This window comes from Hydrogenophaga crocea, assembly GCF_011388215.1.
Classification (GTDB): domain Bacteria; phylum Pseudomonadota; class Gammaproteobacteria; order Burkholderiales; family Burkholderiaceae_C; genus Hydrogenophaga; species Hydrogenophaga crocea.
Window position 1 is genome coordinate 3,430,205 of the sequence record NZ_CP049989.1, and the last position, 14,750, is coordinate 3,444,954.

Below are 14,750 nucleotides of genomic sequence, written 5' to 3' on the forward strand. Positions count from 1 at the left end.
CCGGAAGTGGAAAGGGCCTGCAGTGTGTGCGACGGCCCGCGCCGCCCCATACCCCGGTATGGGCGCGCCTGCGCTCAGGCGCCAGGGGCCGGCGCGTCGGCGGCGGCCGGCGCGGGCGGGTCTTCGGTGAGCGTGAGCAGGATGTCGGCGTACCAGGCGCAGTTCAGGCCCAGCGATTCGTCGAGCTCGCGGTCGCGGTTGCCCATGTCCATGCGCGAGGAATGCACGCCGAGCAGGCGCCAGGGCAGCGGCACGGTGGCCGCGCGCGGCGCGGGGTCGCGCATGACCACGGGCGCGCCGCTGATGCCGCGGTGCGCGCGCCCGTCGGTGAGGAACATGCCCTGGCCCTGGAAGCGGATGCCGAAGGGCGACGCCATGGCCGCGCGGCGCAGCACGGGCAACTGGTGCACCGTGTCCTGGAAGCCCAGCGGGAAGCCCACGATGAACAGGTTGGCGTCCACCGGCACGGTGTCGAAGTCGCGCACCAGGTGTTCGGGCGTGAATGCATGGACGATCGCGTCCGCCGGCAGGGCCGACTGGTCGAGTTCGAGCACCGCCACGTCGATGTCGCCGCCGCCGTCCTGGCCCTGGCGCCACGTGGCCACGCCATCCTTGAACAGCGGAATGGAGAACGCGGTGCAGCGCGTGAGGTCCTGCGTGTCGAGGTGCAGCACGATCTCGATGCGGTCCGGGTGGTGAGCGCTGTCTTCGTCCACCAACACGTGGCGGCTGGTGGCCAGGAACAGCTGCTCGCCGCGGCGGAAGAAGAAGCCGCTGGCGTTGGTGAGCGCCTGGGCGCCCGCAAAGGTGTCCACCTTGGGCGCGGCGAAGAACAGCGGATCGACCGGCGGGTTCATGCCAGGGCGCGCTCCAGCGCGTCGACGAACATCGCGGGCACGTCGAAGCCGGTCTGCTGCTGGATTTCCTGGAAGCAGGTCGGGCTGGTGACGTTGATCTCGGTCACGCGGTTGCCGATCATGTCCAGCCCCACGAGCAGCAGGCCGCGCGCGGCCAGCACGGGCGCCATGGCCTCGGCCACGGCACGGTTGTCGTCGGACAGCGGCTGCGCCACGCCCTTGCCGCCCGCGGCGAGGTTGCCGCGCACCTCGCTGCCCTGCGGGATGCGCGCGAGCACGAAGGGCGCCACCTGGCCGCCGATGAGCAGCAGGCGCTTGTCGCCCTGCGCGATCTCGGGCAGGTAGCGCTGCACCATCACGCTCGTGGCGCCGCCCTGGTTGAGCGTTTCCACGATGGCGCCGAGGTTCAGGCCGTCGTCGCGCACGCGGAAAATGCCCATGCCACCCATGCCGTCGAGCGGCTTGAGGATCACGTCACGGTGCTCGGCGTGGAAAGCGCGCACGTCGTCGGCCGAGCGCGTGACCAGCGTGGGCGGCGCGAACTGCGGCCATTCCATCAGCGCGAGCTTTTCGGGGTGGTCGCGCAGCGCCGAGGGCTTGTTGAACACGCGCGTGCCTTCGCGCTCGGCCTGCTCGAGCAGGTGGGTGGCGTAGAAGAACTCGCTGTCGAAGGGCGGGTCCTTGCGCATGAGCACGGCGTCGAAGCCCGCGAGCGCCTCGCGGCCTTCACCGGTCACGGCGAACCAGTCGTCGAGCGCGCCCGTGAGGCGAAGGTGGCGCACCTGCGCCGTCACGCGGCCGCCGCTGACCCATTGCAGGTGGCGCGGCTCGCAGGCGGCGAGCGCATGGCCGCGCCGCTGCAGCTCGCGCATCATGGCGAAGGTGCTGTCTTTGTAGGTCTTGAAGGCTTCGAGCGGGTCGGCAACGACCAGGATCTTCTTCGTCATGGGCGGGTGGGTTTTTGGGGGACGCCGTACTGTTGCACAAAGAGCGCGAGGGCACCGGCCACCACCCCCCAAAAGGCCGATCCGATGCCGGCGATCACCACGCCGCTGAGCGTGACGAGAAACGTGATGAGCGCGGCCTCGCGGTGCCGCTCGTCCTGCAGCGCGGTGTGCAAGCCACCGCCGATGCTGCCCAGCAGGGCAATGCCCGCGATCGCCATCACGAGCTCGCGGGGAAAGGCAATCAGCATGCCCGTGACCAGCGCGCCCACCAGCCCCACGGCCAGGTACAGCACGCCGCACAACACGGCCGCGGTGTAGCGCTTGTCGCGGTCGGGGTGCGCCTCGGGCCCCATGCAGATGGCCGCGGTGATGGCCGAGAGGTTGAGCGCGAAGGCGCCGAAGGGCGCAAGCACCAGCGTGGCAATGCCCGTGACCGTGAGGATGCGCGAGATCGGCATGTCGTAGCCCGCGGCGCGGATCGCCGCCACGCCTGGCAGGTTCTGCGAGGCCATGGTGACGATGAACAGCGGCAGCGCCAGGCTGGTGAAGGCCGCGACGCTGAACTGCGGCGCGGTGAACACCGGCACGGCCCATTCGAGCGTGAGCGCGCCCGCGTTGAAACGGCCCGTGGCCAGCACCTGCGCCACACCCGCCACCAGCGTGAACACCACCGCGTAGCGCGGCGCGAGGCGGCGCGCCAGCAGGTACACCAGCAGCATCAGCACCACCAGCGCCAGTGCGGTCTGTGCCGCGCCGAAGGCCTGCAGGCCAAAGCGCGCAAGCACCCCCGCGAGCAGCGCCGCCGCGACCGCCATGGGGATGCGGTTCATCACGCGTTCGAACCAGCCGGTGGCGCCCGCGAGTGTGATGAGCGCGCCGCAGATCAGGAAGGCCCCGATGGCCTCGGCCATGCTGAAGCCGCCCGCCAGCCCCGCGCTCGCGAGCACGGCCGCGCCGGGCGTGCTCCAGGCCACCATCACGGGTTGGCGCAGGATCAGCGAGGGAATGGCCGAGCACAGGCCCATGCCCAGGCCCAGGGCCCACATCCACGAGGTGATCTGCGCGGGTGTGGCGCCGAAGGCCTGGGCGGCCTGGAAGACGATGGCCACCGAGCTCGTGAAGCCCACGAGCACGGCCACGAAGCCCGCGGTGGCGGCGGACAGACTGAGGTCGCGGAAGAAGCGCATGCCCGCATTCTGCCGGGGGTGCGCGGGGGGCTCAGATCTCGACCTTGGAGCCGAGCTCGATCACCGCGTTGGTGGGCAGGTTCAGGAAGGCCGCGGCACCGGCCGCGTTGTGGTGCATGGACGCGAACAGTTTTTCGCGCCAGGGCGCCATGCCGCTGCCCAGCGTGGGCGTGACCACGTCGCGCGAGAGGAAGTAGCTCGTGGTCATGGGCTCGAGCTCGCAGCCGCGCAGGCGCAGGGGCTCGAGCGCCGCGGGCACGTCGGGGTCGTTCTTGAAGCCGTAGTGGATGGTCACGGCCCAGCAGTCGTGCCCCAGCGGCTGCACCTCGAGCCGCTCGCTCAGGCCGATCCAGGGCACCGGGTGCGGCCGCACGGTGACAAACAGGTTCTGCTCGTGCAGCACCTTGTTGTGCTTGAGGTTGTGCAGCAGCGCGTTGGGCACGATGCCCGGTTCGGCCGTGAGGAACACCGCCACGCCGGGCACGCGCAGTGGCGGATCGACGAACACCGCGTCGAGGAAGCCGCCGAGCTCCAGCGCCTCGGCGTGCTGGGCCTTGGACACCAGTTCGCGGCCCTGCTTCCAGGTCATCATGAGCGTGAACACCGCGCCCCCGATCAGCAGCGGGAACCAGCCGCCCTGGAACAGCTTGAGCATGTTCGAGCTGAAGAAGGCCAGGTCGATCATGAAAAACACGCCGGTGGCGGCCACGCACAGCCACAGCGGGTACTTCCAGCCGTAGCGGATGACGAAGAAGGTCAGCACCGTGGTGATGAGCATGTCGAGCGTGACCGCGATGCCGTAGGCCGACGCGAGGTTGCTCGAGGATTTGAACATCACCACCGCGAGCACGATGGCGGTGAACAGCGCCCAGTTCACGAACGGGATGTAGATCTGCCCGGTGTCGCGCACGCTGGTGTGGCGCAGGTTCAGGCGCGGCAGGTAGCCGAGCTGGATGGCCTGCTTGGTCACGCTGAAGGCGCCCGAGATCAGCGCCTGCGACGCGATCACCGTGGCCAGCGTGGCCAGGCCCACGAGCGGCAGCAGCGCCCAGGCCGGTGCCATGCGGAAGAAGGGGTTGCTCACCGCGCTGGGGTCGGCCAGCAGCAGCGCGCCCTGGCCGAAGTAGTTGAGCGTGAGCGAGGGCATCACCACCGAGAACCAGGCCAGACGGATCGGCTTCTTGCCGAAGTGGCCGAGGTCGGCATACAGCGCTTCGGCGCCGGTCACGCACAGCACCACCGCGCCCAGGATGATGAAGGTGGTGCCCGGTTGCAGCACCATGAAGCGCAACGCGTGGTGCGGGCTGAGCGCGCCCAGGATCTCGGGGTGGTCGACGATGTGCGACACGCCGAGCACCGCGATCGCGCCGAACCACAGCAGCGTGATCGGCCCGAAGTAGCGGCCGATGCCGCCGGTGCCGCGCTTTTGCACCGCGAACAGCACGAACAGCACGATCAGCGTGAGCGGCACCACGTAATGGTGCAGCGCGGGCGAGATCACGGTCAGGCCTTCGACGGCCGAGAGCACCGAGATCGCGGGCGTGATCACGCCGTCGCCATAGAACAGCGAGGTGCCGAAGATGCCGATGGCCATGAGGGTGCGGCGCAGCGCGGGCTTGTCGTGCACCGCGTTCGCGGCCAGCGCGAGCATGGCGATCAGTCCGCCCTCGCCCGCGTTGTCGGCGCGCAGCACGAGCAGCACGTACTTGAGCGACACGATGGTGGTGAGCGTCCAGAACAGGATGGACAGCACGCCATACACGTTGTCGTGCGTGAAGGGCACGTGGCCGGATCCGAAGACCTCCTTGACGGCGTACAGCACGCTGGTGCCGATGTCGCCGTAGACCACACCGATGGCGCCGAGCGTGAGGGCGGCCAGCGAAGACGGAGCGCGGGAATTCAAGCGGAGAACCCCACCGCGGGGTCGTGGGGCGTGTGCTCAGAGGATGCGGATTCTGCCCTTGCGCCCTGGGCGGCGCCATGGGCAGTCGGCCCTAAACCGCCCGCGGCGTGCGGTTTGTTGCGCCGCAGCAACCGCCGCTCAATCGAGGTTCTCGGCCTCGGGGTCGGTGGCTTCGAGCTCATAGCTGGCCGCGAGCATGGCCAGGCGGCCGATCACGCCGTACATGTAGAAGCGGTTGGGCACGCTGGCGCCGGGTTTGACGCCGGGCTGCGGCAGTTGCGCGCTCTGCTCGAAGGCCAGCGGCACGAAGCTCGAGCCCGGCGCGTTGAGGTTCTCGTCTTCGCCGCGCTCGGCATGGATGCGGTAGAAGCCGCCCACCACGTAGCGGTCCATCATGTAGACGACCGGCTCGGCCACGGCGCTGTTGATGCGCTCGTGCGTGAGCACGCCTTCCTGGATGATGACCTCGGTGACGGTCTGGCCGGCCTGCCCCGTGCCCATGCGCGCGCGCGCCTTGGGCGTGAGGTTGTCGATGTCCTTGACGTCGCGCACGGTCATGATGCCCATGCCGCCCGTGCCGTTGTCGGCCTTGACCACCACGAACGGCTTTTCGTTGATGCCGTATTCCTTGTACTTGCGGCGCACCTTGGTGAGCAGCGCGTCGGTGTTGCTGCGCAGGCATTCCAGGCCGGCGTCGGACGAAAAATCGACCTCGCCGCACTGGTTGAACAGCGGGTTGATGAGCCACGGGTCCATGCCCAGCAGCTTGCCGAAGCGCTTGGACACCTCTTCATAGGCCTTGAAGTGCGTGCTCTTGCGGCGCGTGGGCCAGCCCGCGTGCAGCGGCGGCAGCAGGTACTGCTCGTGCAGGTCCTCGAGGATGCCGGGCACACCGGCCGAGAGGTCGGTGTTGAGCACGATGGTGCAGGGGTCGAAGTTCTTGAGCCCGAGGCGGCGCTTGCCGCGCTGCAGCGGCTCGAGCGTGACCTGGCTGCCGTCGGGCAGGTCGATCTTCGTGGGCGCGGTGATCTCGTTGGACAGCGAACCCAGCCGCACGTTGAGGCCGGCCATGTAGAAGATCTTCTGCAGCGTGGCCAGGTTGCTCAGGTAGAAGGTGTCGCGCACGTTCTCGGGCACCAGCAGCAGGCTCTTGGCCTCGGGGCAGATCTTCTCGATCGCCGCCATGGCCGCCTGCACCGCGAGCGGAATCATCTCGGGCGTGAGGTGGTTCCAGCCGCCGGGGAACAGGTTGGTGTCCACCGGCGCAAGCTTGAAGCCCGCGTTGCGCACGTCCACCGAGGTGTAGAAGGGCGGCGTGTGCTCCATCCATTCGAGCCGGAACCAGCGCTCGATCACCGGGGTGGATTCGAGGATGCGCTGCTCGAGCTCGTTGATCGGACCCGTGAGGGCGGTGACGAGGTGGGGAACCATGGTGGGCGTGGGGGACCGGGCGGGAGGGCCAGTGTAAATGGGGTCGGTGAACGGCCGTTCAAGCCGCCGGCCGCGGCGGCCGGCGCGCCAGCCAGGGCGCCAGCAGCCCGGCGAACGCGCGCCGGTACAGGTGGCGCCGGCTTTCGCCCACCGCGGCCAGCAGGCCGGTGACCAGCAGCACCGCGGCCAGCACCCCGGCGTTGCCCCACCAGCCGGCCTGGTGCACGCCGAGCGCGCGCGCCAGCACCAGCAGCGAGAAGTGGATCAGGTAGAAGCTGAAGCTGCGCTCGGCCAGCCAGCGCACGGCCCGCGCCGCGCGCGCGGGCCAGCGCCAGCGCAGGTGGGCGAAGGCCACCACCAGGGCGGCGAACAGCAGCGCCACGACCGCATCGGGCAGCACGTGCACCGTGGAGCCGCCGCTGAAAGGCCGGCCCAGCGCGCCACCGATGGCGGCGTACAGCGCGCGCGACGCCGCATCGAGCGCGTCGCGCGCACCCGACAGCACAAAGGCGGCGTACGCCCCGGCGCACGCGAGCGCCAGGGCCAGCGCGGCGCGCGGCGACAGCCGCGTGGCCGCCAGCCACCGGCTCAGCGCCACGCCCAGCCACCACATCGGCAACAGCATCAGCACCCAGGGCCCCATGAGCAGCAGCACCAGCGCCGCCGCGGCCCAGCGGGCGGGGCCGCGCACGAAGGTCCAGACGCCGAACAGCAGGTAGTACCAGACCTCGTAGGCCAGCGACCAGTAAGGCTCGGCGGTGAAGGGCTGGGCCACGCCCAGCCAGCCCTCGCCCAGGAACAGCCAGTGCATCAGCAGCCGGCGCCAGATGGCCTCGTACTGCCACGCGTAGCCGGCGTAGGTCTCGGGCGACAGCGAGCGGCCCGCGAGGTCGAGCAGCAGCACCAGCAGCAGCGCGGGGACCGCCACCGAGTACACGCGCGAGAGCCGGGCCAGGGCGTAACCCGCGGCGTCGCCCGGACGCTCGCGCGTGGTGGACGCGATCACGAAGCCCGAAAGCACGAAGAAGGCGATCACGGCGTCGTCGGCCGAACGCCACCAGGTGAGCGAGAGCGCGGCCGGGGCGACCTCGAGGATCACGGCGTGCCCCAGGTAGACGAAAAACGCCGCGACCACGCGCGACAGGTCGAGCCAGACCGACAGCTCGGGGTCGATCGACCGCGAGCGCTCGCCGACCGCCAGCCCGGCGTGCATGCTCAGTCTCCGCCGCCCTTGAGCGCCGTCACCTCGATCTCGATGCGCATGCGCGGATCGGCCAGGCCGGCGGAGATCATCATGGCCGCGGGGCGGATCTCGCCGAAGAAGCGGCGCAGCACGGGCCAGGTCTTCGGGAATTCGCTGCCGTCGGGCAGCACGTAGGTCACGCGCACCACGTCGCGCAGGCCGGCGCCGGCCTGTTGCAGCGCGGCCTCGATGTTGCGCAGGCACTGCTCGGTCTGCGCCTCGATGCCGTCGGCGATGGTCATGGTGCTGTAGTCGAAACCCGTGGTGCCCGAGACGAACACCCAGTTGCCCTGCACCACGGCGCGCGAGTAGCCGATCTCTTGTTCGAAGGTCGAGCCCGAGGAAATGAGCGTGCGCGCCATGGTCAGACCCCCAGGTAGACGCAGAGCAGGCCCAGCGTGGCGGGCAGCGCCTGCACGAACAGGATGCGCCGGCTCGCCGTGGCCGCGCCGTACAGCCCCGCCACCAGCACGCACAGCAGGAAAAACACCTTCACCCCGCCGTCGGCCGGGCCCAGCCAGAGCCCCCAGAACAGGCCCGCGGCCAGGAAACCGTTGTACAGGCCCTGGTTGGCCGCGAGCGTGCGCGTCTGCTCGGCGAATTCGGGCGTGAGGCCGAAGGCCTTGCGGCCCCGGGGCGTGTTCCACAGGAACATCTCGAGCACCAGGATGTAGACGTGCAGCAGCGCGATGAGCAGCACGACGGCGTTGGCCAGGGTGAACATGGTGAAAAGCCTCCTCCAGTGGTGCGCGCGATGCTAGCGCCAACGGCCGCCGGGGCCGGTCGCGTCCGTTCAGGGGCGCTCGCGCACGAACAGCTGCTCGTTCACCGGCGTGCCCCACTGCGCGCCGCGCTCGGTGCGGGCCAGCGCGAAGCCGTGCGCTTCGTAGAGGTGGCGCGCCGCCAGCAGTTGATCGAAGGTCCACAGCCGCGTGCGGGGGTAGCCGCGCGCGTCGCACAGCGCCAAGGCCTCGCCGAGCAGTTGCCGCCCCACGCCCCGGCCCCGCAGCGCGTCGGATGCGATGAACCAGCGCAGCTGCGCGCCCTCGCGCTCGGCGTGGCGGCCGTCGATGGCGATCGAGGCCTCGACGCGCCCGTCCAGCAGCGCGAGCCACAGGCCGTCGCGGCCGTCTTCGTAGCGGGTGCAGAAGGCCGCGAGCTCGCTCGCCACCTGGGCCTCGAAGGCCAGGCCGAAGCCGCTGGCGCCGGCGTAGTAACGGGCGTGCAGTTCGGCGATGCGGCCGATGCAGCCCGGCAGGTAACCGCGGTGGATCGCGAACGCCATGCTGCGCGCGCTCAGCCCTCGCCGCGCAGGGTGCGGCGCTGCTCGGCCGACAGCACCAGCGGCGCCACGATGGGCGCGCCGGTGTCGGCGCGGCGGAACGGGTTCTGGCGGTAGCGGCCGCTCAGCCGCTCGGGAATGGCCGCGCGCAGGATCTTGAGCACCGCGAACAGCGTGGCCACGGGCGTGGCGCGCACGGGCGCCGATGCCCCCTGGGTGTTCACCGCCACCTCGCAGGGGCCGAACATGGCGTCGAGTTCGGCCTTGCTGCCCGGCAGGCAGGTGCGCACCAGACCCACATAGGGCACCCGGGGGTCGGCCGGCAGGTTGCCGATGGGCGTGTGGCAGCACGCGGTGTACCAGCGCAGCAGGCCGCCGGGCTTGAGCGACATGCAGCGCAGCTGCTCGACACCCTGGGTGAAGTGCACGTGGCGCGGCCGCGTGGCCACCACCTCGGTGCCGCCGCGCGCGTCGAGCACGGTGTCGGCGCGCTCGAGGAATCGCGCGAAGGCCTGGCAGTCGCGGCAGTAGCAGACCGCGCGGCCCGCGACCTGCGGCGATTCGATGTGGCCCTGCACCGCGCCACACGCGCAACGCAGGGGGTGAACCAGATCGACCCGGCGCAGCATGGACGCCTCAGCCGCGCACCTCGCCTTCGCCCAGCACCACGTACTTGAGCGAGGTCAGGCCCTCCACGCCCACCGGGCCGCGGGCGTGGAACTTGTCGGTGCTGATGCCGATTTCGGCGCCCAGGCCGTACTCGAAGCCGTCGGCGAAGCGCGTGCTGGCGTTGACCATCACGCTCGCGGAATCGACCTCGCGCAGGAAGCGCTGCGCGTGCACGTGGTCGGTGGTGAGGATGGCGTCGGTGTGGTGGCTGCTGTAGCGGTTGATGTGCGCGATGGCCTCGTCCACGCCCTCGACCAGCTTGATGCTGATGACCGGCGCGAGGTATTCCTCGAACCAGTCCTGCTCGGTGGCGTCGACCAGTTTCGCACCGGCCACGCCCGCGAGCAGGGCCCGGCTCCCGGCGCACACGCGCATCTCCACGCCCTTGGCCGCAAAGATCGCGCCGATCTGCGGCAGGAAATCGGCGGCCACGCCGCGCGCCACGAGCAGGCTCTCGGTGGCGTTGCAAGGGCTGTACTTCTGGGTCTTGGCGTTGTCGGTCACCTTGACCGCCAGGGCCAGGTCGCAGGGGTCGTCGACGTAGGTGTGGCAGTTGCCGTCGAGGTGCTTGATCACGGGCACCTTGGCCTCGGCGCTGATGCGCTCGATCAGGCCCTTGCCGCCACGGGGAATGATCACGTCCACGTACTGCGGCATGGCGATGAGCTGGCCCACGGCGGCGCGGTCGGTGGTGGGCACGAGCTGCACCGCGTCGGCCGGCAGGCCGGCCTCGAGCAGCGCCTGCTGCACCAGGGCCGCGAGCGCGCGGTTCGAGTCGATGGCCTCGGAGCCGCCGCGCAGGATGGCCGCGTTGCCGCTCTTGATGGCGAGCGAGGCGGCCTCGATGGTCACGTTGGGTCGGCTCTCGTAGATCATGCCGAACACGCCGATGGGCACGCGCATCTGGCCCACGCGGATGCCGCTGGGCATCTGCTTCAGGCCCGAGACCTCGCCGATGATGTCGGGCATGGCCGCGAGCTGCTCGCAACCCTGGGCGCAGGTCTCGAGCACCTTGGGCGTGAGCTTGAGCCGGTCGACCATGGGCTCGGCCAGGCCGTTGGCGCGCGCGCGTTCGAGGTCTTTGGCGTTCTCCGCCGCCAGTGGCGCACCGCTCTCGCGCAGCAGGGCGGCCAGGCGGCGCAGGGCGCGGCCCTTGGTGGCCGCACTGGCCCGCGCCATCAGGCGCGAAGCCGCCAGGGCCTGCTGGCCCAGGGTGTGCATGAGTTCGGTGGTGTTGGTGGCGTTCATGGGCGCGATTTTCGCACCGGGGCGCCAAAGCCCCCAAGCGTGACCAGGGCGTGGTCCCGGGGCGCACCGGATCCTCCTCCAACCGGTGGACGCCACCATGACTTTCGGCACTGGTGGCGCCGCCCCATCGCTGCGCCAATGGCCTCTTCGGCGCCCATGCGCCTGACAGGAGCCATCGCCATGAAACTCAGGGTCTTCGTCTTGTCGGCGCAGGGCAACCGCGCCGTGGCGGGCGCGCCGGTGAGCCTGGTGCTCACCGTGGCCAAAGCACAGCGCTTCGAACTCGCCACGGCCTTCACCGATCGCCAGGGCTACGCCCGGCTGGAGCTGCGCCAGAACGACAAAGGGCAGCGCCTGCTGGCCGCGCTCGCGGCGGCGGGCGAGCAGGCGGCGAACCAGCCTGTCGCGCTCACGCTGGAGGTGCCCGGCAACCCCGAATGCTCGCGCCTGCTGTTCGAACGCGAGGCCCGCGACCCGCAGCTCGCGCCCAACGCGCCGGTGGCGAGCGCGCCCTGGAACGCGCTGGGCCTGGTGCTCGATGCCGACACGCCCGTGGTGCTGCGCGCCGACAAGCCCGTGGCACGCGGGCCCGAGGGCCGCGTGAGCGAGCCCGACGCCACCGACTACGCGCTGTCGCCGCAGTCCTTCCTGATGCAGCCGCTGGTGCGCACCGGCGACGGCAGCTGCGAACACCTGATGCCGGCAAGCCTGCCCCTGCGCGAGTACACGCTGCACGAGGTGGCGGTGCTCACGCCTGCGCGGGGGCGCGAGCCCGTGAGCGCGCTGCCCAGCGTGGGCGCCGAGCCGGCACAGGACACCCACATCCTCTGGGGCCAGTTGCTCAAGTTCCGCCAGACCTGGCGCTCGCTCGGCCATTCCCTGGGCGAGATCAAGTACAGCCTCACCCTCGCGCCCGGCGAAGCGGTGAAGGTGGCGGTGATCGACTGGAAACGCAGCGACCAGGCCCGGCGCGAGGGCAGCAACAGCAGCAGCGAAGGCCTCACCCACGAGCAGACCGCCGAGCGCGACATCGACGACATCGTGAGCGGCCGCGTGGAGGAGATGCAGCGCGGCGCCTCCATCATGGGCGGGCTCGCAGGCGCCATGGACTTCACCATCCCGCAGTACGGCATCTCGGCGGCCGGACGCCATTCCATCGGTGCGGGCATGGCCTACACGGAGGGCACGCGCGAGGTCGCGGCCTCGGCGCACGAGAACATCCACCAGCAGGTCATGCAGCGCTCCAACCTCGCGCGCACGCAGAACAGCACGGTGGTGGTGCAGGCCACCCAGGCCGAGAGCGACCAACTGGCCACGCGCATCGTGGCCAACATGAACCGCGGCCATGCCCTGTCCATCCTCTACTACGAGATCCTGCGCCATCTGGCCGTGCGCACCGAGTACGTCCGGGCCGACCCCTGCGTGCTGGTGCCGGTCTCGCCCATCGGCTTCGACCGCGGCCTGGCGCGCCGCTACCGCGCGCAGCTCGAGCCCGCGCTGCTCGACCGCCGCCACGCCGCGGGCTTCGACGCGATCGAGCGCATCGCCGCGGGCGCGGGCCAGACCGGCGCGGCGCCGTCCGCCACCCCAGCCGCGCCCGCCGCGCCCGACGCGCCTTCGCCGGTGGCCACGCGCTTCGTGGTCACCTTCAGCACCGAATGGCGGCGCAACTACCTGCTCAACGAGTTCGTCGCCCCGGCCGACACCGCAGGCGCCATCCGCGTGCTCGCCGAGCTGGCCGACGGCACGCAAGTGCCCCTGGTGTCGCTCGACAGCCGCCCGCCGGTGCTCGAGCAATTCACCAACATCTCGCAGTTCCCCGCGCAGTGGCCGGGCTGGAACGTGGGTCTGGAAGCACGCAGCGGCGCCAACGGCCCCGCGGGCCGCATCGTCGCCAGCTTCGTGAACACCGCCGCCACGCTGGACCTGCGCCAGTTGCGCCGCATCGTGCTGCGCTGGCGCCGCGTGGGGCCCAACATCCCGGGCGCCGAGCTCGACGGCTGGAACCTGCGCGCGCTCAAGGTCACCGCCCGCACGGTCGACCGCGAGCACGTGCTCGTGGACCACACCTACGCGCTGGCCAGCGGGCAGCACGAGCTGTTTCCGCCAACCGCCTCCGACCAGTTCATCGAGAACACCAGCGCGCCGCTGCGCACGCCCGATCTCGGCGCGCCGGCGCCCGCGCCCGGGCCGTCGCCGGCGCCCGCGCCTGCGACGGCCGCTGTGCCCGACGAGGTGCTCGCGACCGCGCTCGTCAACCACCTCAATGACAACCGCTTCCACTACGGCGCCCAGGTGTGGCTCAACATGGATCCGCGCGAGCGGCGCATGCGCCTGATGCCCTACGCCGGCCACGTGATGGCGCGCGCCGGCGACCAGCCGCTGGCCATGTCGGGCAACCACCTGGCCTTCCGCTACCACGGCGAACTTCCCGAGGAGCTGCGCGCGGCCGCCGAGGTGGGCACGCCGCCCGCGCCGCGGGAAAGCATCGCCTCGCTGCCCACGCGCGGCGTGTTCGCCGAAGCCCACCTGGGCCAGTGCAACGCGGCCGAGGAGCGCGACATCACGCGCTACTGGGCGTTCGACGAACTGCCCGTCTCGCTGCTGCCCAACATCGACGCGCTCAAGGGCGGTGCACGCGGCAGCATGCCCACCATCACGCCCGACAGCCTGGGCCAGGGCGTGCTCGGCGTGCAGAACTGGCCGGGCTTCCCGGGCGTGGGCGAGGCCGTGGCCAAGGCCCTGGAGCTCATGGGCAAGAGCGACATCTTCCGCGACATGTCGGCCAGGCAGGAGGTGGCGCAGGTGATGGCCAAGCTGATCGAGGCGGCCAAACCACCGGCCCTCAGCGGCGCGGGCGTGGGGGCGGCCTGGGGCGGCGCCAGCCCTGCGCCATCGGCCGCGCCGGCCGCACCGGCCGCACCGGCCGCAGGCAAGCCCGATGCCCCCGCCTCGGGCGTGTCGCTGGACCCGGGCCGCTACGCCGGCAGCCTCGCGCCCACGCAGGCCTTCGACCAGGGCGTGGTGACCGACCGGCTGCTCGACAAGCTCGATCTGCCCCAGCCCGAGAAAGACGAGATCAAGGCCGACCACCTGCGGCAGAACCTCGCGGCGCCGGCCGCGCCGCCCGCCCCGCGCACGGTGGACGTGTTGCTGAGCGCGCGCGTGGCCGACAGCGTGGGCGCCACGCGCGCGCTCAATGGCACCGTCACGCTGTACTTCTTCGGCCCCGGCCATGCGAACCAGACCGCCGGCCCGGTGGCCTCGGCCGTGCTGCAGGTGGAGCGCGGCGTGGCCGTCGGGCGTTCGGTTCAACTGCCGCCGGCGAGCTACAGCGTGCGCGCGCACTACGAGCCGATGTACGCCGAGAGCGACCTCGCCTTCCTCAACGAACCGCAATTCGCGAGCACCGGCGTGAACCTGCGCGGTCTGGTGAGTCTGGTGCACGACCTGATGCAGCGCGACCTGGGCAGCGAGTTCGCCGAGCTCATCCGCGGCGACAACGTGGTGGTGCAGGGCAAGACCCGCCGCTTGCAGGTGGAACTGAGCGTGGACCTCGCGCCCGATGGCCAGCACAAGTTCAGCGCCACGCTGGGCAGCAACGCCGGGGTGACGGTGGACGCCAACCGCAAGATCGGCTTCGACAGCGACGGCCTGGCCAAGACCGCGGCGGGCATCGCGGGGGCGCTCAAGGGCGCGGGGGCGGCCGCCACGGCGCTGCTGTCGCTGGTGCGGCTGCAGTCCAACCTCGACATGGGCGGCAAGCTCAGCAGCAGTGCAGACACCGAGCTCCGGCTCGAATTCACGCCGCGCTACGTGCGCGACGCCTTCATCAAGGTCACCCCTTCGACCTGAGAACCGCCAGCGCATCGCCCGGGGCAATGCCCCTGGCCGCAGCCCCGTCTTTGCCCCGCCGCCGACCCGCGGGTCGCTTCGGCCGTGATTTAATGCCGCGACAATATCTGCCTAGGCAAGTAAATTCA

Annotated in this window: 12 protein-coding genes; 1 reads left to right on the forward strand and 11 read right to left on the reverse strand. The window is 70.9% G+C overall.

Going from position 1 to position 14,750, the window contains the following annotated elements; genetic code table 11:
- Positions 1–74 precede the first annotated feature (74 nt).
- The 11 genes from G9Q37_RS16240 to G9Q37_RS16290 all read right to left on the reverse strand — a co-directional run bounded on the left by G9Q37_RS16240 (position 75) and on the right by G9Q37_RS16290 (position 10,767).
- Positions 75–857 (reverse strand): trypsin-like peptidase domain-containing protein, encoded by a 783-nt coding sequence (locus tag G9Q37_RS16240; protein ID WP_166228749.1) that lies wholly within the window; start codon positions 855–857, stop codon positions 75–77.
- Positions 854–1,804, reverse strand: a complete 951-nt coding sequence (gene gshB, locus G9Q37_RS16245; protein ID WP_166228751.1) for a glutathione synthase — start codon at positions 1,802–1,804, stop codon at positions 854–856. Before gshB ends, G9Q37_RS16240 begins: the two co-directional genes overlap by 4 nt.
- Positions 1,801–2,991, reverse strand: a complete 1,191-nt coding sequence (locus G9Q37_RS16250; RefSeq protein ID WP_166228753.1) for a benzoate/H(+) symporter BenE family transporter — start codon at positions 2,989–2,991, stop codon at positions 1,801–1,803. The genes gshB and G9Q37_RS16250 overlap by 4 nt, the downstream gene beginning before the upstream one ends.
- Positions 2,992–3,022: 31 nt before the next feature.
- Entirely contained in the window at positions 3,023–4,894 is a 1,872-nt protein-coding gene (locus G9Q37_RS16255) for a potassium transporter Kup (protein WP_166228755.1), read from the reverse strand.
- Between the two features lie 138 nt (positions 4,895–5,032).
- Positions 5,033–6,325, reverse strand: a complete 1,293-nt coding sequence (gshA, locus tag G9Q37_RS16260) for a glutamate--cysteine ligase (protein ID WP_166228757.1) — start codon at positions 6,323–6,325, stop codon at positions 5,033–5,035.
- Between the two features lie 58 nt (positions 6,326–6,383).
- The gene (locus G9Q37_RS16265) at positions 6,384–7,538 is read right to left on the reverse strand and encodes an acyltransferase family protein (RefSeq protein ID WP_166228759.1); all 1,155 of its coding nucleotides are present in this window, start codon (positions 7,536–7,538) and stop codon (positions 6,384–6,386) included.
- A gap of 2 nt (positions 7,539–7,540) precedes the next feature.
- Positions 7,541–7,930 (reverse strand): RidA family protein, encoded by a 390-nt coding sequence (locus G9Q37_RS16270; protein ID WP_166228761.1) that lies wholly within the window; start codon positions 7,928–7,930, stop codon positions 7,541–7,543.
- Positions 7,931–7,932: 2 nt separating this feature from the next.
- On the reverse strand, positions 7,933–8,292 hold the full coding sequence (locus G9Q37_RS16275) for a DUF1304 domain-containing protein (protein ID WP_205710665.1): 360 nt from the start codon (positions 8,290–8,292) through the stop codon (positions 7,933–7,935).
- A 69-nt stretch (positions 8,293–8,361) separates the two neighbouring features.
- A complete protein-coding gene (locus tag G9Q37_RS16280) occupies positions 8,362–8,853 on the reverse strand; it encodes a GNAT family N-acetyltransferase (protein ID WP_166228763.1) in 492 nt (163 codons plus the stop codon).
- A gap of 11 nt (positions 8,854–8,864) precedes the next feature.
- The gene (locus tag G9Q37_RS16285) at positions 8,865–9,479 is read right to left on the reverse strand and encodes a DUF6151 family protein (protein ID WP_166228765.1); all 615 of its coding nucleotides are present in this window, start codon (positions 9,477–9,479) and stop codon (positions 8,865–8,867) included.
- A gap of 7 nt (positions 9,480–9,486) precedes the next feature.
- A complete protein-coding gene (locus G9Q37_RS16290) occupies positions 9,487–10,767 on the reverse strand; it encodes a glutamate-5-semialdehyde dehydrogenase (protein WP_166228767.1) in 1,281 nt (426 codons plus the stop codon).
- A 180-nt stretch (positions 10,768–10,947) separates the two neighbouring features.
- Between G9Q37_RS16290 and G9Q37_RS16295 the strand changes: the two genes are divergently transcribed.
- Entirely contained in the window at positions 10,948–14,622 is a 3,675-nt protein-coding gene (locus G9Q37_RS16295; protein WP_166228769.1) for an Ig-like domain-containing protein, read from the forward strand.
- Positions 14,623–14,750 lie beyond the last annotated feature (128 nt).

Coding starts and splice junctions, on each gene's coding strand:
- G9Q37_RS16240 (WP_166228749.1), bottom strand. CDS start 857: ATGAACCCGCCGGTCGATCCGCTGTTCTTCGCCGCGCCCAAGGTGGAC.
- gshB (WP_166228751.1), bottom strand. CDS start 1,804: ATGACGAAGAAGATCCTGGTCGTTGCCGACCCGCTCGAAGCCTTCAAG.
- G9Q37_RS16250 (WP_166228753.1), bottom strand. CDS start 2,991: ATGCGCTTCTTCCGCGACCTCAGTCTGTCCGCCGCCACCGCGGGCTTC.
- gshA (WP_166228757.1), bottom strand. CDS start 6,325: ATGGTTCCCCACCTCGTCACCGCCCTCACGGGTCCGATCAACGAGCTC.
- G9Q37_RS16265 (WP_166228759.1), bottom strand. CDS start 7,538: ATGCACGCCGGGCTGGCGGTCGGCGAGCGCTCGCGGTCGATCGACCCC.
- G9Q37_RS16270 (WP_166228761.1), bottom strand. CDS start 7,930: ATGGCGCGCACGCTCATTTCCTCGGGCTCGACCTTCGAACAAGAGATC.
- G9Q37_RS16275 (WP_205710665.1), bottom strand. CDS start 8,292: ATGTTCACCCTGGCCAACGCCGTCGTGCTGCTCATCGCGCTGCTGCAC.
- G9Q37_RS16280 (WP_166228763.1), bottom strand. CDS start 8,853: ATGGCGTTCGCGATCCACCGCGGTTACCTGCCGGGCTGCATCGGCCGC.
- G9Q37_RS16285 (WP_166228765.1), bottom strand. CDS start 9,479: ATGCTGCGCCGGGTCGATCTGGTTCACCCCCTGCGTTGCGCGTGTGGC.
- G9Q37_RS16290 (WP_166228767.1), bottom strand. CDS start 10,767: ATGAACGCCACCAACACCACCGAACTCATGCACACCCTGGGCCAGCAG.
- G9Q37_RS16295 (WP_166228769.1), top strand. CDS start 10,948: ATGAAACTCAGGGTCTTCGTCTTGTCGGCGCAGGGCAACCGCGCCGTG.